The organism is Inquilinus limosus (assembly GCF_002195995.1).
GTDB classification, from domain to species: domain Bacteria; phylum Pseudomonadota; class Alphaproteobacteria; order DSM-16000; family Inquilinaceae; genus Inquilinus; species Inquilinus limosus_C.
On record NZ_NHON01000001.1, the window covers coordinates 40525 to 64892 of the forward strand.

21 protein-coding genes are annotated in these 24368 nt (G+C 70.9%); 9 read left to right on the forward strand and 12 right to left on the reverse strand.

All coding sequences use genetic code 11. The features are described 5' to 3' along the window. Positions 1-62 precede the first annotated feature (62 nt). The 10 genes from BWR60_RS00195 to BWR60_RS00240 all read right to left on the reverse strand — a co-directional run bounded on the left by BWR60_RS00195 (position 63) and on the right by BWR60_RS00240 (position 11623). Complete coding sequence (locus tag BWR60_RS00195) at positions 63-1580, reverse strand: pyridoxal phosphate-dependent decarboxylase family protein (protein ID WP_088148988.1); 1518 nt, start codon at positions 1578-1580, stop codon at positions 63-65. A 36-nt stretch (positions 1581-1616) separates the two neighbouring features. Continuing rightward, positions 1617-3584 carry a calcium-binding protein gene (locus BWR60_RS00200; protein ID WP_088148989.1) on the reverse strand — a complete coding sequence of 656 codons (1968 nt, stop codon included), beginning with the start codon at positions 3582-3584 and terminating at the stop codon, positions 1617-1619. An 83-nt stretch (positions 3585-3667) separates the two neighbouring features. Next, positions 3668-4309, reverse strand: coding sequence for a DUF924 family protein (locus tag BWR60_RS00205; RefSeq protein WP_088148990.1), 642 nt, complete (start codon positions 4307-4309; stop codon positions 3668-3670). Between the two features lie 70 nt (positions 4310-4379). Then, a complete protein-coding gene (locus BWR60_RS00210) occupies positions 4380-6587 on the reverse strand; it encodes a calcium-binding protein (protein WP_088148991.1) in 2208 nt (735 codons plus the stop codon). 57 nt (positions 6588-6644) lie between these two features. Further along, positions 6645-7163: a hypothetical protein gene (locus BWR60_RS00215; protein WP_218823240.1), complete on the reverse strand. Its 519-nt coding sequence runs from the start codon at positions 7161-7163 to the stop codon at positions 6645-6647. Between the two features lie 14 nt (positions 7164-7177). Next, positions 7178-8791 carry a calcium-binding protein gene (locus tag BWR60_RS00220; RefSeq protein ID WP_088148993.1) on the reverse strand — a complete coding sequence of 538 codons (1614 nt, stop codon included), beginning with the start codon at positions 8789-8791 and terminating at the stop codon, positions 7178-7180. A 51-nt stretch (positions 8792-8842) separates the two neighbouring features. Further along, a complete protein-coding gene (locus BWR60_RS00225; protein ID WP_088148995.1) occupies positions 8843-9139 on the reverse strand; it encodes a YgjV family protein in 297 nt (98 codons plus the stop codon). Between the two features lie 67 nt (positions 9140-9206). After that, complete coding sequence (locus BWR60_RS00230) at positions 9207-9971, reverse strand: helix-turn-helix transcriptional regulator (RefSeq protein ID WP_088148997.1); 765 nt, start codon at positions 9969-9971, stop codon at positions 9207-9209. Then, positions 9964-10794, reverse strand: coding sequence for a response regulator transcription factor (locus tag BWR60_RS00235; protein WP_218823241.1), 831 nt, complete (start codon positions 10792-10794; stop codon positions 9964-9966). Before BWR60_RS00235 ends, BWR60_RS00230 begins: the two co-directional genes overlap by 8 nt. Then, on the reverse strand, positions 10787-11623 hold the full coding sequence (locus BWR60_RS00240; RefSeq protein WP_088148998.1) for a helix-turn-helix transcriptional regulator: 837 nt from the start codon (positions 11621-11623) through the stop codon (positions 10787-10789). Before BWR60_RS00240 ends, BWR60_RS00235 begins: the two co-directional genes overlap by 8 nt. Positions 11624-11922: 299 nt before the next feature. Here BWR60_RS00240 and BWR60_RS00245 point away from each other — a divergent pair, with 299 nt between their 5' ends. Both BWR60_RS00245 and BWR60_RS00250 read left to right on the forward strand, forming a co-directional pair. Further along, the gene (locus BWR60_RS00245) at positions 11923-12819 is read left to right on the forward strand and encodes a LysR substrate-binding domain-containing protein (protein WP_088149000.1); all 897 of its coding nucleotides are present in this window, start codon (positions 11923-11925) and stop codon (positions 12817-12819) included. Between the two features lie 350 nt (positions 12820-13169). Then, the gene (locus tag BWR60_RS00250) at positions 13170-13823 is read left to right on the forward strand and encodes a Crp/Fnr family transcriptional regulator (RefSeq protein ID WP_179221560.1); all 654 of its coding nucleotides are present in this window, start codon (positions 13170-13172) and stop codon (positions 13821-13823) included. A gap of 322 nt (positions 13824-14145) precedes the next feature. Here BWR60_RS00250 and BWR60_RS00255 read toward each other — a convergent pair whose 3' ends face one another. Next, entirely contained in the window at positions 14146-15003 is an 858-nt protein-coding gene (locus tag BWR60_RS00255) for a MurR/RpiR family transcriptional regulator (protein ID WP_088149003.1), read from the reverse strand. Positions 15004-15104: 101 nt separating this feature from the next. Here BWR60_RS00255 and BWR60_RS00260 point away from each other — a divergent pair, with 101 nt between their 5' ends. The 7 genes from BWR60_RS00260 to BWR60_RS00290 all read left to right on the forward strand — a co-directional run bounded on the left by BWR60_RS00260 (position 15105) and on the right by BWR60_RS00290 (position 22786). After that, the gene (locus BWR60_RS00260) at positions 15105-16718 is read left to right on the forward strand and encodes an ABC transporter substrate-binding protein (protein ID WP_230982901.1); all 1614 of its coding nucleotides are present in this window, start codon (positions 15105-15107) and stop codon (positions 16716-16718) included. 66 nt (positions 16719-16784) lie between these two features. Next, positions 16785-17762 (forward strand): ABC transporter permease, encoded by a 978-nt coding sequence (locus tag BWR60_RS00265; protein WP_088149006.1) that lies wholly within the window; start codon positions 16785-16787, stop codon positions 17760-17762. Further along, positions 17759-18676, forward strand: coding sequence for an ABC transporter permease (locus BWR60_RS00270; RefSeq protein WP_088149007.1), 918 nt, complete (start codon positions 17759-17761; stop codon positions 18674-18676). Before BWR60_RS00265 ends, BWR60_RS00270 begins: the two co-directional genes overlap by 4 nt. Beyond that, positions 18673-19662: an ABC transporter ATP-binding protein gene (locus BWR60_RS00275; protein WP_088149009.1), complete on the forward strand. Its 990-nt coding sequence runs from the start codon at positions 18673-18675 to the stop codon at positions 19660-19662. The genes BWR60_RS00270 and BWR60_RS00275 overlap by 4 nt, the downstream gene beginning before the upstream one ends. Continuing rightward, the gene (locus BWR60_RS00280; protein WP_088149010.1) at positions 19659-20675 is read left to right on the forward strand and encodes an ABC transporter ATP-binding protein; all 1017 of its coding nucleotides are present in this window, start codon (positions 19659-19661) and stop codon (positions 20673-20675) included. The genes BWR60_RS00275 and BWR60_RS00280 overlap by 4 nt, the downstream gene beginning before the upstream one ends. After that, positions 20672-21547, forward strand: a complete 876-nt coding sequence (locus BWR60_RS00285) for an alpha/beta hydrolase (protein WP_088149012.1) — start codon at positions 20672-20674, stop codon at positions 21545-21547. Before BWR60_RS00280 ends, BWR60_RS00285 begins: the two co-directional genes overlap by 4 nt. Positions 21548-21574: 27 nt before the next feature. Next, positions 21575-22786 (forward strand): M20/M25/M40 family metallo-hydrolase, encoded by a 1212-nt coding sequence (locus BWR60_RS00290; protein WP_088149013.1) that lies wholly within the window; start codon positions 21575-21577, stop codon positions 22784-22786. Between the two features lie 107 nt (positions 22787-22893). On the opposite strand, the gene BWR60_RS00295 is transcribed toward BWR60_RS00290, so the two are convergent. Beyond that, complete coding sequence (locus BWR60_RS00295; RefSeq protein ID WP_088149015.1) at positions 22894-24366, reverse strand: aldehyde dehydrogenase family protein; 1473 nt, start codon at positions 24364-24366, stop codon at positions 22894-22896. Positions 24367-24368 lie beyond the last annotated feature (2 nt).

Sequence of the window (24368 nt, forward strand, 5' to 3'; positions counted from 1 at the left end):
CGATACAAGCTGACCAGCGGGGATTGATGGTGTCAGCGTCGGCCCCAGGGCGGAGTCTCCGATCAGGGGGTGAGGAGGGGTTGGACGGCGCGCACGGCGGCGCGGATGATCCGGATCGCCTCGGCCACCCGGTCGGCATGGGCGCGGTGCACGACGATGCAGAGTCGCAGCGTCACCCGGCCGCCGACGGTGGTGCCGGACAGGCGCACCCGGCCGCCGGCGTTGATGCGGTCGAGCAGCGCCTGGCTCGCCTGGTCGGCCCGCCGCGCGGCCTCCGGGCCCGGCCCGTCCGGCCGCATGCGGAAGGCGACGATGCTGAGCGGCGGCTGCCAGGGCAGCTCCAGCGCCGGCTCGTCGAGCAGCTGGCGATACGCGAACTGGGCCAGGTCCAGCTTCTCGTCCAGCGCGTCGCGGAAGGCGCCGACGCCGTGCAGATGCAGCGGCAGCCACATCCGCAGCCCGCGCATGCCGCGGGTCAGCTCCGGCCCCAGGTCGGAGAAATCGGGCAGGCCCCGGCCGCCATCCATGCCGGCCAGATAGGCGGCGTCGGCCTGATAGGCGGCGGCCAGCCGATGCGGCTCGCGCACCACCAGGGTGCTGGCGCCGAAGGGCAGGAACATCGTCTTGTGCTGGTCGAGGGTGATGGAATCCGCCTGCTCCATGCCGCGCAGCCGGGTCTGGCCGCGCCGGGTGAGGCGGAACATGCCGCCATAGGCGCCGTCGATGTGGAACCACAGCCCCTCGCGCCGGGCGATCGCCGCCATCTCCGGCAGCGGGTCGATCGCGCCGGTGTTGGTGGTGCCGGCGGTGCCGACCACCAGGAAGGGTCGCTTCCCGGCCGCGCGGTCATCGGCGATCATGCCGGCCAGCGCGTCCGGGTCGAGGCCCAGCGCCGCGTCACAGGGAACGATGCGCACCGCCTCGGCCGCCAGGCCGGCCAGCCGCGCCGCCTTGGCCACCGAATGATGCGTCTCGGCACTCGCATAGAGCGTGCCGCCGGCCAGGTCGTCGCCCAGCCCGGCATGGCGGGCGGCGATCACGGCGCACAGCGTGGCCATCGATCCGCCGGTCAGCAGCAGGCCGCCGCTGCCCTCCGGCAGGCCGCAGATCCCGGCCAGCCAGCGCACCATCCCCTGCTCCAGCGCCACCATCGCCGGGGCGGCGAAGGCATGGCCGACATAGCGGTTGGTGGCGCCGCTGTAGAGATCCGCCACCGCCGAGGTGAACAGGCCGCCGCCCGGGATGTAGGCGTAGAAGCCGGGGCTGCCCGCCTCATAGGCATAGGATGAGGCCTGGTCGAGCCGGTCGAGCAGCGGCTCCAGCTCGCCCGGCCCTTCGGGCGGCGGCGCCAGCATCGCCCGGATCAGCTCCGGCGGCGCGTCGCCGGCGGAGGCGGCCGGCCGGTCCGGCAGGCTCTCGACGAAGGCAATGGCGCGGCGCAGCACCGCCTGCCCCATCGCGGCCATGGCGTCGCGGCCGAGCTCCAGCGGATGGCTGGCCCGGCGCGGCGGCGCGGCAGCCACAGCGGGATCGGCCGCGGCCAGCAGGCTGGTGTCACAGGGATGGTCCGTGTCGGCCATGATGGCTCCTGGTTGAGAAATGAGGCCGATGCGCGGCTACAGCACGAAATCCGACGCCTGCAGGGCGATCTGGCCGGAAAGCTGGATGTGGAAGTCCGAGACGCCGTCTCCGGTCACGTCGCCGGCGACGGTGGTCACGCCGGGGGCGGTGAAGGCGAAGCGCAGCTGGCCGGCGACGCCGGTGAACAGGCCGTTGCCGATGAAGGTGAAGTCCTGGTCGCCGGACACCTTGAGGTTGGCGTCGATCCCATCCAGGTCGATCCGGTCGCCCTGGGCGCGGCTGAAATCGGCGATCCGGTCGGCATTCGCCCCGACGGCGCTGTCGCCGGCCGCGGCGAAGATGAAGCGGTCGGCGCCGAGGCCGCCAGAGAGCGTATCCTTGCCGCCCGCGCCCGCGAGCAGGTCGTTGCCGCCGAAGCCGTTGAGGACATTGGCGGCGCCGTTGCCGGTGAGGGTATCGCCAGCGTCGCCGCCATTGACGTTCTCGATGCCGATAAGCTTGTCCTGGCCCGCCTCGCCGCCGCTTTCGAGCCTGGTGTCGCCGAGATTGACCTTCACCCCGGCGGTGGAGCCGAAATAGGTGGCGAGGTCGGTGCCGTCGCCGCCATCCAGCGTGTCGCCGCCATTGCCGCCGCGGAGGATGTCGTTGCCGGCGAGCCCCTGCAGGACATTCACCCCGCCGGAGCCGGTCAGCCGGTCGTTGCCGAGGCTGCCGGCGAGATTCTCGATGCCCGTCAGCGTGTCGCCGGCCGCATGGCCACCGCTCGCCGTCCCGACCGCGAGGTCGACCGCCACCCCAACGCTGCCATCCTCGTAGCTGGCGGTGTCGATGCCGAGGCCGCCGATCAGCTGGTCGGCGCCGGCGCCGCCGACCAGCGTGTCGTCGCGCACGCCGCCATCGAGCTTGTCGCTGCCGGCCTCGCCGCGCAGGAGGTTGTTGGTGTCCGTCCCGGTCAGGGTGTCGGCGAAGGCGCTGCCCTGGAGGTTCTCGATCAGGGTCAAGGTGTCGCCGGCCGCGTCGCCGCCGCTGTTGACGGCGCCGGAGAGGAGGCTGACCGTCACCCCGGAGCTGCTGGTGCTGTAGCTGGCGGTGTCGATGCCCTGGCCACCATCGAGATCGTCCGCGCCGGCACCGCCGCGTAGCAGGTCGTCGAAGGAATTTCCGTCCAGCGTGTCGTTGCCGGCCCCTCCGGAGAGGGAGTCGTTGCCGCCCCCGCCATCCAGCAGGTTGCCGGTGCCGGACCCGACCAGCGTGTCGTCACTGCCGGTGCCGAGGACATTCTCGAAGCCGGTGATCGTGTCGCCGGTGCCGTCGCCGCCGGTCACGGCGTTGGTGGTCAGATTGACCGACACCCCGGCGGTGCTGCCGCCATATTGCAGCGTGTCGATGCCGGCCCCGCCGTCCAGGGCATCGGCCCCGGCACCGCCGCGCAGGATGTCATCGCCATCCCCGCCGCCGAGCGCGTCGGCGCCGATGTCACCATCCAGCGTATCATTGCCGGAAAGGCCCGAGAGCGTGTCGTTGCCGCTCAGGCCGAACAGCTGGTTGTCCACGGCCGATCCGGTCAGCGTGTCGCCGCCGGCGCTGCCCTGGATGTCCTCGATGTCGCCGGTCAGGGTATCGCCCTGGGCCTCGCCGCCCGATGCCTGCAGGCTGGTCAGATTGACCGTCACGCCGGCGCTGCCGTCGAACTGGATGATGTCGCGGCCGGCGCCGCCGCTGAGCCTGTCCGCCCCGGCGCCGCCGACCAGCCTGTCGTTGAGATCGCCGCCGTTGAGGATGTCGTCGCCGACCTCGCCGTTCAGGATATCATTGCCGGCGAGGCCATTCAGGGTGTCGCGGCCGCCGCCGGCGAAGACGATATCACCGCCCCCTGCCGCGTTGATGGTATCGTCGCCGTTGGTGGCATCGCCGAACACAGTGAAGATGGCGCTCGGGGGCGTCCTGCCGTCGCCGGCGACATGGACGAAGTCCGGATTATCGGTCGTGGTGAAATTGGCCATGATCGGAATTGCCCTGCTGGTTGCGCGTCGCCCCGGTCTACGGCATCCGCCCACGCCCGGCTGTCACCCGGGGAACAGCGCGGTCAGGACGGTTTCAGCCCCGGCGGACGGCGCAGATGGGCCAGGTCGCCCTGCGCCAGCCACGCCGCCTCCTCCGCCGTCGAGGCGCGGCCGAGGATCGGGTTGCGGTGCGGGAACCGGCCGAAGCGGGAGACGATCTCGAGATGGGCCCGCGCCTGGCCGACATGGAACCGGTACAGCGGCCGCAGCCGTTCCGGCGCCTCGGCCGCCACCAGCGCGGCCATCGCCACCACCTGCTTCAGCCGGGCGCGGTGGTCCGGCCCCTCGGCATGGGCCAGGGGCAGCAGGAAGAAGATCTGCTCCCACGGCCGGGACAGCGCGTCGTAATGGCCGATCGCCAGCCCTTCCCGGGCGATCCGCAGCGCGGCCTCGTCGCCGGCATAGGCCTCGCGCCGGCCGGCGAACAGCCCGCGCGGGAACTGGTCCAGCACCACGATCAGCGACAGCCGCCCGAGCGGCGTGTCGAGCCAGGGGTCGAGGCCGCCGGCATGGGCCGTCGCCAGCAGCGGCGCCAGCGGCATCAGCTCGGCATTGGCGCCGCCGCCGAACCACCAGCCATGCAGCCGCAGATGCGCTTCCAGATCGGCCTCGTCGAGGCCGTCCGGGAACCAGAAGTGATAGACCCTGCGCCAGTCCTGGGTCATGGGCGCCTCCCCGGACGCATGCCGATGGCCGAAGGCCGGCCCCGGCTTCCCGGAGCCGGCCGGAGCTCCGTCAGAGCACGAAATCGGCGGCGACCAGCGCCACCGCGCCGGCCAGCTGGATGTGGAAGTCGGAGACCTTGTCGCCGTTGACGTCGCCGGCGATGGTGGTGACGCCGCCGCTGACGGCGAAGCGGAGCTGCCCGGCGACGCCGGTGTAGAGGCCGGAGCCGATGAAGGCGAAGGCCTGGTTGCCGGCCGCCGGCGTGCTGGCGTCGATCGCCGACAGGTCGATCCTGTCCCCCTGGGCGTGGCTGAAATCGGTGATCCGGTCGGCATTGGCGCCGACCACGCTCTGCGCCGCATTGCCGTAGATGAAGCGGTCGGCGCCGAGGCCGCCGGCGAGCGTGTCCTTGCCGCCGGCCCCGGTGAGCGCGTCGTTGCCGTCGAAGCCTTGCAGCACATTGGCGCCGGTGTTGCCGACCAGGCTGTCGCCGCCCCGGCTGCCGTTGACGTTCTCGATCCCGGCCAGGGTGTCGCCCAGGGCGTCACCGGCGCTGCCCTTGCCGGTGACCAGGCTGACCACGACGCCGGCCGAGCCGGTGAAGTAGCTGGCGGTGTCGATGCCGGCGCCGCCGTCGAGCGTGTCCGCCCCGGTCCCACCACGCAGCACGTCGTTGCCCTCGAAGCCGCGCAGCACATTGGCCCCGGCATCGCCAATGATGATGTCGCCGCCCTTGCCACCATTGACGTTCTCGATGGCGACGTAGCTGTCGCCCTCGGCATCGCCGCGGGTGCCGAGGCCGGCCTGGAGATCGACCGTTACCGCGGCGGTGGCGCCGAAGAAGCTGACGAGGTCAGCGGCACCGGGAGCATCGGCGCCGCGGCCATCCAGGAAATCCGCCCCGGCCCCGCCGCGAAGCACGTCATTGCCGCCCCCACCGAACAGGAAGTCATCGCCGCCCAGGCCGCTGAGCGTGTCGTCGCCCAGGCTTCCGACGAGCTCGTTGTCCAGGGCTGACCCGGTCAGATGGTCGGCGCCGTCGCTGCCGCCGATGTTCTCGATGCCGTGATTGGCGGCCAGAACGTCCCCCTGAGCTTCGCCGTCCCTGGCAATCCGGTCCGTCAGGTCGACCGTGACGCCGACCAGGCCGCCGAACACGATGGTGTCCTTGCCGGAGCCGCCGCTGAGCCGGTCCGCCCCGGCGCCGCCCCCCAGAATATCATCGCCGCTTCCGCCGTTCAGGCTGTCGTCCCCCGCCCCGCCGAAAAGCAAGTCGCCATCGCCGTTGCCGGACAGGACGTTGTTCACGTCGGAGCCAACCAGGACGTCCCTGCCCTCGCTACCGTCGACATCCTCGATGTCGCCCTCGATCACGTCGCTGTCAGCCTCGCCGCCGACGGCGGTGCGGTCGGCCAGGTTGATCGAGACTCCGACGGTGCCGCCGTAGTGGATCTCGTCGATCCCGGCGCCGCCGACCAGATGGTCACCCCCTGCTCCGCCAATCAGGTCGTCATTGCCGTCACCACCGGTGAGGGTGTCGTTGCCGTCCCGGCCGGAGAGATCGTCATTGCCGTCGCCACCGTCGAGCCGGTTGTCGAAGGCCGATCCGACGAGATCGTCGCCCTGCACCGTCCCGATGACGTTCTCGATGTCATCCTTGATCGTGTCGCCCAGGGCCTCGCCGAAGGTGCCGGTGCCGCCGATGGTCATGTTCACGCCTTCGAGATCGCCGTCGCTGTCGACGTCGCTGGCGAAGTAGCGGATGGTGTCGATGCCGAGGCCGCCGCTGAGCTCGTCCGCCCCGGCGCCGCCCTGGAGCTCGTCATCGCCAGCGGCGCCCACCAGGACATCGTCGCCGCCCAACCCCTTCAGGACGTCATTGCCGCCGAGACCCTTGAGCTGATTGGTTCCGCTGTGGCCGACGAGGGTATCGTCGAATGACGAGCCGTCGACATTCTCGATCGACGCGAAGCCATCGCCCTGGGCGTCGCCGAATCGCGCGGTGCCTTCGGCCAGGTTGATATCCACCGCCGCCGCGCTGGTGGAGTAGGACGCGGTGTCGATCCCGGTCCCGCCGTTCAGATTATCTCCCCCGATACCGCCGCGCAGGATATCATCCCCACCTCCGCCGATCAGGCGGTCGTCGCCGCCCATGCCGTTGATGACGTCGGCATCGTCGGTGGCCGCCGCGATCTCGTTGAAGCCGGGAGGAATGCTGGTGTTGTCGAACGCCACGTGGACGACGTCGTTCCCGTCGCTGCCGGTGATGCTGGCCATGAATATTCTCCTGATTGTCTTGAGGATGGACCGGTCGCGACCGGCCCATGCGTCGGGTCAGCGGCCGATGTGACCTTCGACGAAGTCGTTGACGGACAGGCGCATCGGGCGGGTGCGGCCGTCCCGATAGTGGCGCTTGAAATAGACCAGCCGCTTGTCGCGGATCGCCAGTCGTGCTGCGGCCAGGACGGCGCGGTTGACCGTGGGGCCGTCCGCCGACCAGGCGTTGATGACGATGCAGTCGCCGTCGCGGGCGTCGAAATCCGAGACGTCGCCGCGGCCTTGCAGCCAGGCCTCGGCCTTCGCCTCGCCGGTCACGGCCCAGCCGAGGAAACCGACCACCCGGCCGGCCTCGTCGACGACGAAGTGGCAGTGGCCGCGGTTGACCTGCCCGACCAGCACGCGCGACCAGCTGCCGAAGGGCAGCGCCGCGAAGGCCGGCTTGGTCATCAGATGGCTGACCGCCAAGCCCAGCGCCGCTGCCGCGCTGCGCGGTCGCGCCAGGCGCAGCCGGCGCCGCGGTGCCGGGCCATCCCTGCCGGAAGAGGCCTCGGGTTCAGCGGCAGCGAAGGCCATGGTCTCCTCCCGGCTCAGAGCACGAAATCGGCGGCGACCGGAGCGGTCGTGCCGGCGAGCTGGATGTGGAAGTCGGAGACCCTGTCGCCGTCGATATCGCCGGCGATGGTGATGACCCCGGGAGCAGTGACAGCGAAGCGCAGCTGCCCGGCCACGCCGGTGTAGAGTCCACCGCCGATGAAGCTGAAGGCTTGATTGCCGGTGGTGTTCATATCGGCGTCGATCGCCGACAGGTCGATGCGATCGCCCTCGCCGCGGCTGAAATCGGTGATCCGGTCGGCCTTGGCCCCGATCCCGCTGTCGCCAGCCACGGCATAGACGAAGCGGTCGGCCCCAGCGCCGCCGGAGAGCATATCCTGGCCCACGCCGCCGACCAGGGTGTCGGCCCCGCCGCCGCCGCTCAGCGTGTCGCCGCCCTCGAAGCCGTTCAGCAGGTTGGCCTGGCCGTCGCCGGCGAGGCTGTCGCCGCCCCGGCCGCCATGCACGTTCTCGATCGACAGGTAGCGGTCGCCATTGGCGTCGCCGCGGCTGCCCAGCCCGGCCACGAGGTCGACCGTCACCGCGTCGACGGCGCCGAAATAGGTGGCGAGGTCGGTGCCGGCGCCGCCGTCGAGCGTGTCGCCGCCTGCCGCGCCGGCCAGAACATCGTTTCCGCCTAGGCCTTCCAGCCGGTTGGCGCCGGACACGCCGGTCAGCCGGTCGGCGAAGGCACTGCCGGTGATGTTCTCGACCAGGGAGAAGCGGTCGCCCTCGGCAAAGCCGCCGGAGCCCTGGCCGGTGCCCAGGCTGACCACCACCCCGGCATTGCTGTTGGCATAGGACAGGGTGTCGGTGCCGAGATCGCCGTCCATCAGGTCGCCGCCGGCGCCGCCGATCAGGATGTCGTCGCCGACGCTGCCGTTCAGTGTGTCACCGCCGGCCATGCCCCGGAGCGTGTCGTTGCCGATGCCGCCGGACAGCAGATTGGCGATGCCGGACCCGGTCAGGTCGTCGTCGCCGGCACCGCCGGCCAGGTTCTCGATATCGGCGCCGATCACGTCGCCCTGGGCCTGGCCGTCCCGGGCGGTCAGCGCCGTCAGGTCGACCGTCACGCCCTCGGTGCCGTCATAGGCCAGGGTATCGATGCCGGAGCCGCCGATGAATGTGTCGGCCCCGTCGCCGCCGACCAGCAGGTCGTTGCCGTCGCTGCCATCGAGCGTGTCGTCGCCCGCCCGGCCGGCGAGCTCGTCGTCGCCGCCGCCACCAGCCAGGGCGTTGCCGAGGCCGGAGCCGAACAGGACGTCGCGCACGCCGCTGCCGGAGATGTTCTCGATGTCGCCGGCCAGCACGTCGCCTGCAGCGGCGCCGCTGTTGGTGATCAGGCCGGCGAGGTCGACCAACACCCCGGCGGCGCCGTCGTACCGGATCGTGTCGATGCCGGCGCCGCCGCTCAGATGGTCCGCGCCGGCGCCGCCGGACAGGATGTCGCTTCCGCTGCCGCCGAACAGCCGGTCGTCGCCGCCGGCGCCATCGATTGTGTCGTCTTCATCCGTCGCCAGGGCGATGTCGAGGAAGCCGGAGGGGATCTCCACGCCGTCGGACGCGGCGTGGATCACCTCCCGGACGTCGGTGCCTGCAATAACAGCCATGATGGTCGTTCCCGGTTGAAAGGGTTGATGATGGGCGTTGCTATCGTCCTATCAGCTTCCTCGCGGGGCCGATGTCACCGGGGGAACAGACCGAACAGCCTGGCTTGCCCGGGCTGGCGCCGGGCGGAGCAGCTCGACGAGGCGCCAGGCGTTGATCGGCAGCAGGATGACCTCCATCAGCGCCAGCGGGGCGCTGCCGATCAGCCCGGCATAGACCAGGAAGCTGGCGCTGCTGAGGATGGCGACGATGCGCAGCGGGATCAGCCGGCGCATCGAATAGGCCAGGATGGTGAAGCCGGTTCCGGCATAGCCGACAGCCTCGATCCACAGCACCGCGTCCTCCCGCATCAGCCGATGGTTCGGACCCGGTTTAGCAGCAGCCGGCGGCCGCGCCTGTCTCCAGGGGAACAGCCGGTCAGACCTGGATCAGGCCGAGCTGCAGTGCCGTGGCCACCGCCTCGCTGCGGCTGCCGGCCTTCAGCTTGCGCCGGGCCGAGGCGAGATAGGCGTTGACCGTGTGCATCGACAGGCCGAGCTGCCGTGCGATCTGTTTGCTCGACGCGCCGCGGGCCACCCAGGCCAGGCAGTCGAGCTCGCGCGGCGCCACGGGATCGACGACGATGGCCGCCGCCGGCCGGGGCTGCGCCTGGGCGGCGAGACGCCGCGCGATCACCAGCGCCCGGCGCAGATGCGGGCCGAGATGGTGCAGCAGCCGCATCTCCGCCTCGCCCCAGTCCGGCCGGCGCCGCGTCCGCCACACGGAGAGATGGGCGCCCAGGCCCTCCCGGCCGCCCTCGATCCAGTACAGGCCGCTGTGCCGGCCTTGCGGCCGGGCATAGTCGGCGTAGAACTCGCTGCGCTGGAACGTGGCCTCCGGCACCACCATGCGGTCGGCGAAGACCGCCGGCAGCCGCGGCAGCGCCGGCAGCACCGGCCAGGTGGCGTGGTAATGCGCGTTGTAGAGCGGCACGCAGGCCGGGTCGACGCGGATGCGGATCGCCTCGTCCCGCGGCAGCGGCGTGCCGGTCGGATGCAGCGCCACGGCAGAATCGCCGCCGAGCAGATCCGCCAGCCGCGCCAGCAATGCCGGCCAACTCTCGCGGCCGAGCGCAGCGTCATAGGCGTGGGCCACCAAGGCTGCGATCCCCTCCTCGCCCGACGCCGCGATGACGTCAGCCATCGAGCAGCCCCGCGGACAAGGCGATGGCCACCGCCTCGCTACGGCTGGCGGCCTTCAGCTTGCGCCGGGCCGAGGCGAGATAGGCGTCGACCGTGTGCATCGACAGGCCGAGCCGCCGCCCGATCAGCTTGCTGGAAGCGCCGCGGGCGACACCGGCCAGACAATCCCGCTCGCGCGGCGCCAGCAGGCCGGACAGGGACGCCGGGGCATGGCCCGGCGCGGATGCGGCCAGACGGCGCTGGATCTCCAGCGCCCGGCCGAGATGCGGGCCGACCGTGCCCAGCACCCGCAGCGCCGCCGGCTCCCAGGCCGGCTGCCAGCGCTGGCGCCACAGACAAAAGTAGCCGCGCCGGCCGCCGACGGGGGCGTCGAACCAGGACAGGTTGGTGTACTTGCCCTGCGGCCGGATGTGGTCGTTGTAGTATTCCGACCGGACATAGTCCTGCTCCGCCACCACCATGTGGTTGGCGAACACCGATCCGGCCGGCAGGTGCGGCACCACCGGGACCAGCGGCGAGATCCGGCAGTAGTAGTCGTTGTAGGGCGCGATGAAGGCCGGGTCGCAGCCGACATGAATCGCGGTGTCGGACGGCACCCCGTAGCCGGCCGGGAACAGCGCCCCGGATTCGGCGTCCAGCAGATCGCGCATCCCGGTCACCACCGTCACCCACGCCTCGCTGCCGAGCGCGGCGTCGTAGATCTGGCCGACCAGGCGGGAGACGTCGTCCTCACCGGGCGGGGATGAGGACGGGATGCGTGGATCGGCGCGGCGCCCGCGGCCGCCCCAGGCGGCCGTCACGGAGGCGCCGCCATGCTCAGCCATCAAGCAGCCCCGCGGACAAGGCGATGGCCACCGCCTCGCTGCGGCTGGCCGCCTTCAGCTTGCGCCGGGCGGAGGCGAGATAGGCGTCGACCGTGTGCATCGACAGGCCGAGCCGCCGCCCGATCAGCTTGCTCGATGCGCCGCCGGCGACGCCGGCCAGGCAGGCGCGCTCCTGCGGCGCCAGCAGGCAGTGGTCGACCGCAGCGGTCGGCCGTCGCGCGGCTTCGGCGAGGCGGCGCTGGATCTCCAGCGCCCGGCCAAGATGGGCCCCGACCGCGCCGAGCACCCGCAGCTCAGGCTCCGCCCAGTCGGCCCGCCGGCGCGACCGCCAGACCGAGAGGTGCGAACGCAGCCCGCGGCTGTCGGCGTCGATCCAGAACATGAAGCTGCGCTTGCCTTGGGGCCGCACATAGTCGTTGTAGAACTCGCTGCGCAGGAACGCGTCCTCCGCCATCGCCGCGCCGCCCATGAACACGCAGGCGCGGCGCAGCCGGGGCGCCAGCGGCGCCAGCGGAATGATCCGGTGGTAGTAGTCGTTGTAGAGCGGCGTGAAATCGGGGTCGCAGCCGACCCGGACCGACCCGTCCCGGAGGGAGGGCGAAAGCGTCGGGTGCAGCGCCGTTGATTCGCCGCCGAGCAGCCGCAGCATCCGCTGCAGCACGACCGGCCACGCCTCCTCCTCCAGCGCCGCGTCATAGACCCCTCCGACCAGCCGGCCGACCTCGCGCTCGCCCGGCAGGGCGGTCGGCGGGATGCGCGGGTCCGCCCGCAGCCGGCATCCGCCGGGCGCCAGGGCCGGGACGGCAATCGAAGATGTCTGGTCGACCATCAGCTCCGTCGGGTTGCGGCGCCGTCGGACTGCGCCTGGAGTGGTGCCGGCATCGGCATCCCGGTTCGCGCATCATCGCGTGTGGGACCCGACGCCTATGTTACGCTCGTCACATCCGGGGCAAGGCGAAGCCCATAGGGTCGGTCCCGGCCCGCGGCATCCCCCATGCAGACCGGTGCCGCCATAGACCGCTATGACTTGGCACGCGGTGCCGGACAAGCGATCATTTCCACATCAATGCGTGAGGCGGGCTCATCCATGGGGCTGGCGACGCTCGCGATCCGACCGGAATACCGGCTATGAGACGGCTGCCGCCGCTCGAATCCCTGCGCGCCTTCGAGGCCGTGGCCCGGCTCGGCAGCTTCAAGCGCGCGGGCGAGGAGTTGGCGGTCACCGCCAGCGCCGTCAGCCACCGGGTGTCCGATCTCGAGGCCGAGCTCGGCGTGGCCCCGCTGGTGCGGCATGTCCGCCGGGTCGAGCTGACCGCCGAGGGCGAGGGGCTGGCCGCCGGCATGGGTCGGGCGCTGCAGGAGATCCGCCGCACCGTGGCCGGGGTCGACCGGCGGAGCCGGCCGCGGCTGCGGGTCAGCGTGATCCCGTCGCATGCCGTGCGCTGGCTGGCGCCACGGCTGCACCGGTTCCGCGCGCTGCATCCCGAGGTCGACATCGACATCATCGCCGACCTGGCGCTGGCCGACCTGTCGCAGCGGGCGGTCGACATCGCCCTGCGCTTCGGCGGCGGCGCCTATCCGAACCTGCGTGTCGAACGGCTGATGGCCGACGCGATCTTCCCGGTCGCCAGCCCGGGCTATCTGGCGAGCCACGGGCCGGTGGCAGCGCCGGCCGATCTCCTGCGCCTGGCCCGGCTGATCGACACCACCGCCCGCGACGACCAGAGTGGCGCCCATTGGCAGCACTGGTTCGAGACCCACGGCCTGCCGCCCGACGCAGTCAATGACGGCATGAACCTGACCGGCACGCTGCTGGCGCTGGAGGCTGCGGTGAACGGCCTGGGCGTCGCCATCGCCCGCCGGACGCTGGTCGAGGATGACCTGCGCAGCGGTCGCCTGCTGCGCCTGCTGGATGACGAGACCCCGACCAACTGGAACCACTATGCCGTCACCCTGCCCGCCCTGGCCGACTGGGAACCGGTGCGGCAGTTCGTCGGCTGGCTGAAGGCGGAGTGCGGCGGCTGAACGGCAGCTGACCAGGCCCCGTCCGCCGATACCTCAATTCTGGTGTATTGAGCCGGCCCGCCCGGTTGCGGACAATTCCAGCATCACGGAGCGCCGGTGCGGCAAGGCGAACGCCACCGCAGCCGAGCCCTCCGATGGAGGGCCGAGACCCAGTCTCAGCCGGACCCCGAGGACCGCCGGCCGGGAGCGCCGGGGCGCAGGCTGTGCGGAGCCTGCGCCCCGGGCCGCGGCAGCGGCCGCCATCTCTGGAGCTGACCGTGAACTATGTCATGTCATGGGCCTCGGCCCGACCCTCAGGCGGCGCGCGCCCTTCGGCCGGCGGCCTGCCAGCCATCCAGGACGCCCTTCCCATGCGGCTGATCGAGCGGCGCTACGACGACGGCGACACCATCTTCCTGCGCGGCGACCCGGGCGACAGCATCCTGATCATCCAGTCCGGCCGCGTGGCCCTGCGCCTGATCTCGCGCCAGGGGCGGGAGATCCTGCTCGGCATCCTGCACCCCGGCGAGATGTTCGGCGAAGTCTCGGCCCTGGACGGCCGGGGCCGCAGCGCCGACGCGGTGGCACTGAGCGAATGCCGGCTGCAGATCGTCGACGGGCGCGACCTGCGGCGGATGCTGAAGCAGTCGCCCGAGGCCTGCCTGCAGATGATGGAGCTGCTGACCACCCGGCTGCGCCGCACCAGCGACCAGCTGGAGGGTGTGGCGCTGCTGAACCTGCCGGCGCGGCTGGCCCGGCTGCTCCTGACCCTGGCCGAGACCGAGGCCAGCCAGACGCCATCGGGCCAGACGCCATCAGGCCGGACCACGCCGGGCCGCACGATGCGGCTGCCGCGCCGGCTGTCGCAGCGCGACCTGGGTCTGCTGATCGGCGCCAGCCGGTCGAAGGTCAATGTCCAGATCAATCGCTGGATCGGCGAAGGCATCCTGGGCCGCGAGGGGAGCGCCCTGATGGTGCGTGATCGCGAGACGCTGGCCGACATCGCCGAGACCGAGGAGTTTTGATGAGGCGCCAGCTCGGAAGATAACCTGACGTCGCACGGGTCCGGAGAGATCGAGCTGTTCCGGCGGAAGGTGGAGCGGCTGGCGGAGGCGGAGGACCATCCGGAGGACCGCCACGAAGCGGCGGAGGCCCTGCGGACGGTGATCGCCGGGATCACTCTGCGGAAAGCAAACAAGCCCCCGTCGGAGACGAGGGCTTGCATGACATCGTTGGTTGCGGGAACCCGCAACCATCTGCGCTCGTGCATGCCGGCGCGCGATCATCGGAGCAGCATCCGCGACACAAAACTGCCGGGGTCGACGCGATCCGCCGGATGCAGCATCGTCACTCCGGTCGATAGCTCTCGGCCAGCTTCCGATGCACGTCGATCCCTTCGGAGCGGCGATTGGAGACCGCGGCGATGATGCCCTCGGCGATCGCCACCGCCGCCGTGGCCGAATTCGGCAGCAGCGCCCGTTCGGCCTGGGCGTAGAAGACGACATCGGCGTATTTCGTCAACGGGCTGGTCGGCCGGTCGGTGAGGCAGATGATCATGGCCCCGTTCTCGCGGCCGATCCTCGCGATATCCAGCGTCTCGGCCGAGTAGCGCGGAAAGGACGCCAGGATCAACAGGTCCCTCGGCCCGCAATGCACCACCCGCCGCATGGCCGAATTGGCCCCGCCGCCGGCCCCCATCTCCGTCGCATTGCCCCGGCAGAACGGCTCCAGCCCATGGATCAGCAGCCCCGCCACATGCCGGCTCAACCCCATGCCGAAGGCGAAGATCCGCTCCGCGGTTAGGATCAGCTCGATCGCCCGGGCACAGCTCTCCTCGTCGATGCCGGCCAGGGTCCGGTTCAGATTCGCCAGGTCCTGCCGCAGCCCGTCCTGGATCACGTCGAACGGACCCGCGGTCTCGTCGATCTCCTCCCGCAGCTTGGTCGCCGGCGACAGATCGGTGCGCAGCGCGTCGCGTTGGGAGCTCCGGAATTCGGCAAAGCCCGAGAAGCCGATCGCCTTGGGGAAACGGTTGGCGGTCGCGTTGGAGACCTCGCAGCGGGCCGCCAGCTCGACATTGTTCAGCGTCGCGGCTTCGGTCGGATGCCTGAGGATGAAATCGGCGATGCGGCGATGGCCGGGGCTGAGCCGGTCATAGGCCTTCGCGACCAGCTGCGCGACCTCGGAGTAATAAACCCTGCCCATCCCGCGTGCTCGCTCTTGACTCCCAGATTTTTCACGCTTTTCATTGCGACGAAAAAAATTGTTCGTCAATGCAAGACGCACACAGTCAGAGGGGGCTTCCCGTGGAGCATTGGGCAACCTGCGCTGCAGCGCTTCTGCTGCTCGCAACCAGCGCGGCTTCGGCCAAGGACCTGACGATCGGCCAGGCGGCCGAGCCGTCCGCCGCCGACCCGCATTATCACGATGTCTCGTCGAACAATGCCCTGGCGCTGCACATCTTTTCCGCGCTCGGCGTCTCCGATGCGAACAACGCCACCAAGCCGGACCTCGCCAAATCCTGGAAGGCGGAAGACGACCACAGCTGGGTCTTCAAGCTGCGCGACGACGTGAAGTTCTCGGACGGCTCGGACTTCAACGCCGACGACGTGATCTTCACCTTCTGCCGGGTGATGAACAACGAGGGCAGCGTCAACGCGTCGTTCTCGGACGAGGTCCGCAACTTCGCCTCGGTCGAGGCGCCGGATCCCTACACGCTGCGCATCACCACCAAGGCGGTGGAACCGCTGCTGCCCGAGCTGGTGGCCGAGATCGCGATCCTGAGCGAGGGCATCGTCCAGCACGGCAAGATCACCTTCGACCTCGCCAACAAATGCGGCGTCACCGGCCCCTGGCCGACCGTCGACGACTTCAATTCCGGCAAGGACGCGATCGGCACCGGACCGTTCCTGCTGGACAAGTACGAGCATGGCAGCGGCATCACCCTCAGCCGCAACCCGCACTATTTCGGCAAGGCGCCGGAATGGGACCATGTGAAATTCGTGCCGGTGCCGTCCGACGGCCCGCGCCTCGCCGGGCTGCTGTCGGGCGACTACGACTTCATCGACGCGCCGGCCGCGCGTGACATCGCGCAGATCAAGCAGCGCGACGACCTGGCCTATGCCTCGAAGGAATCGAGCCGGGTGATCTTCCTGCAGATGGATATCGGGCGCGACAAGAGCCCGTTCATCGAGACCAAGACCGGCGCCAACCCGTTCCAGGACGAGCGGGTGCGCAAGGCCATGTCGATGGCGATTGACCGCAAGGCCATCGTCAGCCGGATCATGGACGGCTTCGCCGAGCCCGCCTACCAGTTCGTGCCGAGCACGATGTTCGGCGCCCTCCCCGACCCGCAGCCGCTGCCCTACGACCCCGCCCGGGCCAAGGCGCTGCTGGCCGAGGCCGGCTATCCCGACGGCTTCGACATCACGCTGCACGCGACCAACAACCGCTATATCAACGATTCCCAGGTCGCCCAGGCGGTGGCGCAGTTCCTGACCCGCGTCGGCATCCGGACCAAGCTCGACGCCATGACCAGCTCGATCTTCTTCACCCGGCGCGCCAAGCGGGAGTTCAGCTTCGCGATGGGCGGCTGGGGCTCGACCAGCGGCGGCGCCGCGTCGTTCCTGCGGCAATATGTGACGACGGACAATGACTCGCTCGGCATCGGTGCCTCGAATTACGGCGCCTGGTCCGACCCGGATTTCGACAAGGTGCTGATCCAGGCCATCGGGACGGTCGACGAGGCCAAGCGGGCCGAGCTGCTGCGCCAGGCCACGCAGATGGCAATGGACAAGCTCGGCTTCATCCCGCTGCACTTCGAAAGCTCGCTCTGGGCCTTCCGCAAGGGGCTGCACTACGAGGGGCGCATGGACCAGTACACGCTGGCCCAGGACATCACCACGGCCGCGTCGGACTGACCACCATCCCGTTCCGAGGCCGGCGCGCCTGGCGCGCCGGCATCCCCTCCACCGGTCCCGGCAGACATGACGCTCTACGCCTTCCAGCGCCTTCTGCAGAGCATCGCGGTGCTCTTCGCCGTGTCCGTGGCCGTGTTCCTCGCGGTCTATGCCATCGGCAACCCCGCCGACCTGCTGATCAGCCCCGACGCCACCCAGCTGGAGCGGCAGGAGCTGATCGCGCGGCTGGGCCTCGACCAGCCGATCTGGATGCAATACGCCACCTTCCTGTGGAACGGGCTGCATGGCGACATGGGCACATCCTTCGTCCATGGCGAACCGGCGCTGCGCCTGATCCTGACCCGGCTGCCCGCGACCTTCGAGCTGGTGACGCTGTCGCTGCTGGTCGCCAGCCTGGTCGGCATCCCGATCGGGCTGTGGGTCGGGCTGAACGACGGCAGCCGCCTCTCCAGCGCGGTGATGACGGGCTCGATCTTCGGCTATTCGATCCCGAGCTTCTGGAAGGGGCTGGTGCTGATCCTGGTCTTCGCCGTCTGGCTGCGCCTCCTGCCCGCTTCCGGCCGCGGCGACACGGTCGCGGTCCTCGGCATTCCCTTCAGCTTCCTCACTCTCGACGGGTGGCGGCACCTGGCGATGCCCGTGCTGAACCTGTCGATCCCCAACATCGCGCTGATGATCCGGCTGACCGCCGCCGGCGCGGCCGAAGCCCGCAACCAGGACTACGTCAAATTCGCCCGCGCCAAGGGTGTCGGCAGCCGGCGCATCGTCCGCCGCCACATCCTGCGCAATATCCTGAGCCCGATCGTGACCATCCTGGGCATGGAGTTCGGCTCGCTGCTGGCCTTCTCGACCATCACCGAGACGGTCTTCGCCTGGCCCGGCATGGGCAAGCTGCTGATCACCAGCATCTACCAGCTCGATCGCCCGGTCATCGTCTCGTACGTGATGCTGGTGACCTTCATCTTCGTCGTGATCAATCTGCTGGTCGACTTCGCCTATGCGGCGCTCGACCCGCGCGTGAAGCTGGTGGAGCGCCTGTCGTGACCGCCGCCGGCTCCGACGGCGAAGCGTTGCGCCCGCCGCTGACCGACACGCCCGCGCGCCGGGCGATCCTGGCCGGGCTGAAGCGACGCCCGCGGATCCGCGGCGCGCTGACCGCGCTGGGCGCGATCGTCCTCATCGTCCTGCTGCTGCCCCTGCTGGCATCGCAGGATCCCTACGACCTCGCCTCCTTCAGCGTCATGGACAGCCGCCTGCCGCCGGGGTCCGAGGGCATGGACGGCATGACCTTCTGGCTCGGCACCGACAGCCAAGGCCGCGACATGCTGTCGGCGATCCTCTACGGCATGCGCATCAGCCTGCTGGTCGGCCTGGCCTCGACCGCGCTGTCGCTGGCGATCGGCGTCACGGTCGGGCTGGTCGCGGCCGTGCTGGGCGGGCGGGTCGAGGCCCTGCTGATGCGGCTGGTCGACTTCATCCTGGGCTTCCCCACCATCCTGGTGGCGCTGGTCATGCTGGCGGTGATCGGGCGGGGGGTCGACAAGGTCATCATCGCCATCGTCGTGGTGCAATGGGCCAACTATGCCCGCATCATGCGCTCCGCCGCGCTGGGCGAGCGCGCCAAGGAGTATGTCGAGGCCGCGTACAACCTGGCCTATCCCCAGCTTCGGGTGATGTTCCGCCACATCATGCCGAACAGCCTGAACGCGGTGCTGGTGATCGCGACCGTGCATGTCGCCTCCGCCATCACCCTGGAGGCGACGCTGTCCTTCCTCGGCGTCGGCGTGCCGGTGACCGAGCCGTCGCTCGGCCTGCTCGTCGCCAGCGGCTTCGACTATCTGATGAGCGGCGACTACTGGATCAGCTTCTATCCCGGCATCGCGCTGCTGGCGCTGATCTTCTCCCTCAACCTCGTGGGCGACCGGCTGCGGACGGCGCTCGACCCGAAACGCGCATGACCCGGGACCGTGCCCCCGTGCTGGAGGTGAGGAACCTGCAGACGGTCTTCCACGACCTCCGCGGCGCGTGGCCTGCCCTGAACGGCCTCAGCCTCACGCTCCATGCCGGCGAGGTCCTCGGCCTGGTGGGCGAATCCGGCTCCGGCAAATCCGTGGCCGGCTTCTCGATCCTCGGCCTGGTCGACCGGCCGGGAGAGATCACCCGGGGCGAGGTGATCTTCAAGGGCCGGGACCTGCTGGCCCTGCCGCCCGAGGCGCAGCGCCGGCTCCGCGGCTCGGCGCTGGCGATGATCTTCCAGGATCCGCTGACGACGCTGAACCCCGTGCTGACAATCGGCGAGCAGATGGCCGAGGCGATCCTGGAGCATGCCCGCGTCGCCCCGGCGGAGGTCCGCCGCCGCTGCATCGACAGCCTGCGCAGGGTCGGCATCACCTCGCCCGAGACCCGGCTCTCGCAGTATCCGCATGAATTCTCGGGCGGCATGCGCCAGCGGGTGGCGATCGCCATCGCCCTGCTCAACAGCCCCGACCTGATCATCGCCGACGAGCCGACCACCGCCCTCGACGTGACGATCCAGGGCCAGATCATCGCCGAGATGCAGGCGCTGCAGCGCGAGACCGGCACGGCGATGATCTGGATCACCCATGATCTCGGCGTGGTGGCGGAGCTCGCGGACCGGATCGCGGTCATGTATGCCGGCGACATCGTCGAGATCGGCGCGACCGACGACGTGCTCGACCGGCCGCGCCACCCCTACACGCGCGGCCTGCTGAACTCCGTGCCCGGCGACACGGCGCGGGGCGAGAGGCTGCGCCAGATCGAGGGCACCGCGCCGCCCTTGTCCGCGCGCCCGGTGGGCTGCGCCTTCCACCCGCGCTGCGACCGAGCGACCGACATCTGCCACCGGGCCGAGCCGCCGGACACCGCCGGCCCGGCCGGCCGGCGCTGGCGCTGCCACCACCCGCTGCCGGAGGCCGCGGCATGACCGACGACGCGATCCTCGATATCGAGGGCCTGGGCCGCAGCTTCACCCGGCAGCCGCTTCTGGCCGAGCGCCTGCTGGGCCTGGCGGGACGCCGGCCGGAGATTCCGGTGGCGCGCGCCGTGCGGTCGGTCGACCTCAGCATCCGGCGCGGCGAGGTGCTGGGCCTGGTCGGCGAATCCGGCTGCGGCAAGTCCACGTTGGGGCGGATGATCACCGGCATCACCCGGCCGACCGCCGGCCGCATCCGCTACAAGGGCGCCGGGATCGACGAGATGCCGCCCGCGGACCGGCGCGGCTTCACGCTCGGCGTCCAGATGATCTTCCAGGATCCCTATGCCTCGCTGAACCCGCGGCAGCGCATCGGCGACATCCTGGCCGAGCCGCTGCGGGTGCACCGCCTGGCGCGAGGCGAGCCGGCGATCCGGGCGCGGGTCGACGCGGCGCTGGCGGAGGTGGGGCTGGACCCGTCCTACCGCCAGCGCTATCCGCACCAGTTCTCCGGCGGGCAACGGCAGCGCATCGGCATCGCGCGGGCGCTGATCGTCGAGCCGGAGCTGCTGGTCTGCGACGAGCCGATCGCGGCGCTCGACGTCTCGATCCAGGCGCAGGTCATCAACCTGTTCCTCGACCTCCGGGCGCGGCGCGCGCTGACCTACCTGTTCATCAGCCACGACCTGTCGGTGGTGCATCACGTGGCCGACCGCGTCGCCATCATGTATCTGGGCCAGATCGTCGAGCTCGCGCCCGCCGCCGCGCTGTTCGCCGATCCGGCCCACCCCTACACCCGCATGCTGCTGGCCGAGATCCCGTCGGTCCGCAACCGCAAGCGCCGCTTCCATGCCGTGAAGGGCGAGCTGCCCTCGCCGCTGCGCCCGCCGCCGGGCTGCGCCTTCCATCCGCGCTGCCCCTCCGCCATGGCCCGCTGCCGCACCGAGGCGCCGACGCTGCGCGCGATCGGCCCCGGCCGCACGGTGTCCTGCCATCTCTTCGCCGATGAACGAGGCCCCCGATGACGCTTCAGTCCCTTCTCGAGAGCAGCGGGACCAGCGCGATCCCCTTCCCGTTCGCGGGGCAGCCCGGCCGCGGGATCGTGCTTCACACCTACCGCGCCGCCGGCTACCGGCCGGGCAAGGACGTGGTCTTCGTCCAGCACGGCATGCTGCGCAACGGCGACGAGTATCGCGACTTCTGGATCCCGGCGGCGGACCGGCACGGCCTGCTGATCGTGGCGCCGACCTTCCCCAATGAGGGCTTCAAGGGCGCCGAGAACTACAATGACGGCATGGTCCGCGACGAGGCCGGGCAGGTCACGCCGGCCGAGACCTGGATCTACCGCGTGCCGGCGCTGGTCGCCGCCGCCCTGGTCGATGCCGGGGTGATGGCGCCGGGCCGCGCCCGGATCTTCGGCCATTCCGCGGGCGCGCAGTTCCTGCACCGGATGGTGTCCCTGCTCGGCTTCGGCCCGTTCGCGGCCGTGGCCACCGGCAATGCCGGCTGGTATTCCCTGCCGACGTTGGACGCCCCCTTTCCCGCCGGCCTGGCCGGCACCGGCGTCGACGAGGCCGGACTGAGGCGGCTGCTGGAAAGCCCGCTCCATGTCATGGCCGGGCTCTTGGATTGCGAGGCCGGCGCCGACAACCTGCCGTCGCAGCCGGAGGCCCTGGCCCAGGGGCCGGGCCGGCTGCACCGCGCGCGCCACTACTACGCCGCGGGCAAGGCGATGGCCGGGACCCTGGGCTGCGGCTTCGATTGGCGGTTCACCGAGGTGCCCGGCGTGGCCCATGATGGCCGCGCCATGTCGGTCGCGGCCGCCGGGCTCTGGTTCGACGGCCGGCTGCCCGACGCCGCGGCGCTCGGCGCCGGCCCCGAGACCGTCAACGCCTGAGTTCCCCGCCAAGCCCGCAAGAGTCCCATGACCACCGAGATCCCGCAGATCATCGCCTCGCCGCAGTTCCAGGCGGCCGTCGCCACGCTCCGCCGCCAGCATGACCGGCTGGTCGAGGAGATCATCACCCTGACCGAGATCCCCTCCCCTCCGTTCAAGGAGGAGCGCCGCGCGCTGGCCTATGAGGCGATGTTCCGCGAGCACGGGCTCGAGGCGGTGGGCCGCGACGCCATCGGCAACGTCACCGGGCTGCGCCGCGGCCGGGCCAACGGCCAGATGGTCGTCGTCGCCGCCCATCTCGACACCGTCTTCCCCGAGGGGACGGACTGCACCGTCCGGCGCGAGGGCACGAAGCTGTTCGCCCCCGGCGTGGGCGATGACACCCGCGGCCTGGCCGTGCTGCTGGCCTTCATCCGCGCGCTCGACGCGGCCGGAATCGAGACCGAGCAGGACCTGCTGTTCGTCGGCGATGTCGGGGAAGAGGGCAAGGGCGACCTGCGCGGCGTCCGCCACCTGTTCACCGAAGGGCCGATGCGCGACCGGATCACGGCCTTCTTCACCATCGACGGGCTGGAGCTCGACACGATCACGACCGGCGCCGTCGGATCCTACCGCTACCGCGCGACCTTCCGCGGCCCGGGCGGGCATTCGCTGAACGCCTTCGGCACCGTCAATCCGGCCTATGCGATGGCCGCGGCGGTGCAGGGCCTGTCGCGGATCGAAGTGCCGGCCGAGCCGCGCACGACCCATTGCGCCTCGGTCTTCGGCGGCGGCACGTCGATCAATGCGATCCCGAACGAGGTCTGGGTGGAGATCGACCTCCGCTCCGAAAGCCAGGCGGAGCTCGACCGGCTCGACGCCCGGCTGCATGCCCTGGTCGAGGAGGCCGTGGCCGCCGAGAATGCCCGCGGCGACACCGCCGCCGGCCGGATCACGGCGGAGATGAAGCGCATCGGCAACCGCCCCGCGGGCCGCACCGACCACGGCACGCGGATCGTCCAGGCCGCGCTGGCGGCGCTGCCGGCCTTCGGTTTCGCCCCGACGACCAGGGCCAGCTCCACCGACGCCAACATCCCGATGAGCCTCGGCGTGCCGGCGATCTGCCTCGGCTCCGGCGGCACCGGCGGCCGGGCGCATTCGCTGGAAGAGTGGATCGACGTCGAGCCGGAGCTTTCGCTGCGCGGCCTGTCCGCCGGGTTGGCGGCAATCCTGGGAACCGTCGGCTTGCGGCTGGACTGATTGGCCGCTGCCTTCGCCGATCAGCCGAATTCCGCTGAAGGGCGCCAAAAGCGGCCGTCACGTCGGCTCCTCGACACCGGACGTTGCCCGATCAGCGTCGCGAGCTCTCAGAATTCGATCAGCACGCTCTTGTGGCGCAGATTGGCCTCAACCGCCTGGCGCCCGAGATCCTTGCCGATGCCGGAGCGCTTGTAGCCGCCGGTCGGCAGGATGAAATCGGCCGTGCGGCCGTAGCGGTTGACCCAGACCGTGCCGGCCTGCAGCCGGCGCACCGCCCGCATGGCCCGGCCGAGATCCGCGGTGTGGACCCCGGCGGCGAGGCCAAAATCGGGATGGTCGGCCAGGGCCAGCCCCTCCTCCTCCTCGTCGAAGGCCTGGACCGTCAGCACCGGGCCGAAGATCTCCTCGCGCACCGCCGGCATGTCGTCGGTGACGTCGGTCAGGATCGTCGGCTCGTAGAAGGCGCCGTCCTGGATCGCCGCCATCCGCCGGCCGCCGATCACCGCCTTGGCGCCGGCGGCGAGGGAGCGGCGGACGATGCCGTCGATCCGGTCGGCCTGCGGCGTCGAGATGATCGGCGGGAAGCTGGTGTCCCCGTGCCAGGTCGGGCCCGGCCGGACCTCGGCGAACAGGGCCGCCAGCCGCTCCACCATCTCGTCGCGCAGCCGGCGCTGCACGATCAGGCGCGAGCCGGCGACGCAGACTTGGCCGGCATTGCCAAGGATCGAGGCGGCAACCTGGCGGGCCGTCTTGTCCGCGCTCGGCGTGTCGGCGAAGACCAGCTGCGGGCTCTTGCCGCCGAGCTCCAGCGTCACCGGCTTGGCCCCGCTGGCGGCGCTGGCCGCCATGATCGCCGCACCGGTGCGGGTCGAGCCGGTGAAGGAGATCTTGCCGACCAGCGGATGGCGGCAGAGGGCATCGCCGGTGACGGCGCCGGTGCCCTGGACCACGTTGAAGATGCCGGGCGGCACCCCGGCCTCGACCGCCAGCTGCGCCAGCCGCACGGTGGAGAACGGCGTCAGCTCCGACGGCTTCAGCACCACGGCATTGCCGGCGGCCAGCGCCGGTCCGGCTTTCCACGACGCCATGCTGAGCGGGAAGTTCCAGGGCGTGATCGCGGCGACCACGCCATAGGGCTCCGAGATGACGAGGCCGAGGCTGTCGCTGCGCGTCGCCGCGACCTCGCCGCCGAGCTTGTCGGCATATTCGGCGAAGAAGCGGAAGCCCTCGGCGGTCGAGGCGACGTCGACGGCCAAAGCCTGGGCGATCGGCCGGGTGGAGCCGAGCGCCTCGAGCCGCCCCAGCTCCTCCGCCCTTGCGTCGATCAGGTCGGCGAAGCGGCGCAGCACCCGGGCGCGCTCGCGCGGCGCGCGGCTGGCCCAGTCGGTCCGGCGCTGCGCCTCGGCCGCGTTGCTCACCGCCCGGTCGACCAGATCGGCGGAGGCGATGGGGAGATCGGCATAGAGCGCGCTGTCGGAGGGACGGCGGACGCCGATCGCCTCGCCCTCGCCCGGCACGAGGCGCCCGCCGATGAAGTGGCCGGCGGGGATGGCGACGGCGGCGGGATCGAAATCCAGCATGG

Excerpts from the sequence above, each read along its gene's own strand:
- BWR60_RS00210 (WP_088148991.1), bottom strand. The coding sequence starts at position 6,587 with ATGGCCAGCATCACCGGCAGCGACGGGAACGACGTCGTCCACGTGGCG.
- BWR60_RS00275 (WP_088149009.1), top strand. The coding sequence starts at position 18,673 with ATGACCCGGGACCGTGCCCCCGTGCTGGAGGTGAGGAACCTGCAGACG.
- BWR60_RS00195 (WP_088148988.1), bottom strand. The coding sequence starts at position 1,580 with ATGGCCGACACGGACCATCCCTGTGACACCAGCCTGCTGGCCGCGGCC.
- BWR60_RS00295 (WP_088149015.1), bottom strand. The coding sequence starts at position 24,366 with ATGCTGGATTTCGATCCCGCCGCCGTCGCCATCCCCGCCGGCCACTTC.
- BWR60_RS00235 (WP_218823241.1), bottom strand. The coding sequence starts at position 10,794 with ATGGCTGAGCATGGCGGCGCCTCCGTGACGGCCGCCTGGGGCGGCCGC.
- BWR60_RS00245 (WP_088149000.1), top strand. The coding sequence starts at position 11,923 with ATGAGACGGCTGCCGCCGCTCGAATCCCTGCGCGCCTTCGAGGCCGTG.
- BWR60_RS00290 (WP_088149013.1), top strand. The coding sequence starts at position 21,575 with ATGACCACCGAGATCCCGCAGATCATCGCCTCGCCGCAGTTCCAGGCG.
- BWR60_RS00285 (WP_088149012.1), top strand. The coding sequence starts at position 20,672 with ATGACGCTTCAGTCCCTTCTCGAGAGCAGCGGGACCAGCGCGATCCCC.
- BWR60_RS00225 (WP_088148995.1), bottom strand. The coding sequence starts at position 9,139 with ATGCGGGAGGACGCGGTGCTGTGGATCGAGGCTGTCGGCTATGCCGGA.
- BWR60_RS00205 (WP_088148990.1), bottom strand. The coding sequence starts at position 4,309 with ATGACCCAGGACTGGCGCAGGGTCTATCACTTCTGGTTCCCGGACGGC.
- BWR60_RS00265 (WP_088149006.1), top strand. The coding sequence starts at position 16,785 with ATGACGCTCTACGCCTTCCAGCGCCTTCTGCAGAGCATCGCGGTGCTC.
- BWR60_RS00280 (WP_088149010.1), top strand. The coding sequence starts at position 19,659 with ATGACCGACGACGCGATCCTCGATATCGAGGGCCTGGGCCGCAGCTTC.
- BWR60_RS00240 (WP_088148998.1), bottom strand. The coding sequence starts at position 11,623 with ATGGTCGACCAGACATCTTCGATTGCCGTCCCGGCCCTGGCGCCCGGC.
- BWR60_RS00230 (WP_088148997.1), bottom strand. The coding sequence starts at position 9,971 with ATGGCTGACGTCATCGCGGCGTCGGGCGAGGAGGGGATCGCAGCCTTG.
- BWR60_RS00200 (WP_088148989.1), bottom strand. The coding sequence starts at position 3,584 with ATGGCCAATTTCACCACGACCGATAATCCGGACTTCGTCCATGTCGCC.
- BWR60_RS00220 (WP_088148993.1), bottom strand. The coding sequence starts at position 8,791 with ATGGCTGTTATTGCAGGCACCGACGTCCGGGAGGTGATCCACGCCGCG.
- BWR60_RS00255 (WP_088149003.1), bottom strand. The coding sequence starts at position 15,003 with ATGGGCAGGGTTTATTACTCCGAGGTCGCGCAGCTGGTCGCGAAGGCC.
- BWR60_RS00250 (WP_179221560.1), top strand. The coding sequence starts at position 13,170 with ATGCGGCTGATCGAGCGGCGCTACGACGACGGCGACACCATCTTCCTG.
- BWR60_RS00215 (WP_218823240.1), bottom strand. The coding sequence starts at position 7,163 with ATGGCCTTCGCTGCCGCTGAACCCGAGGCCTCTTCCGGCAGGGATGGC.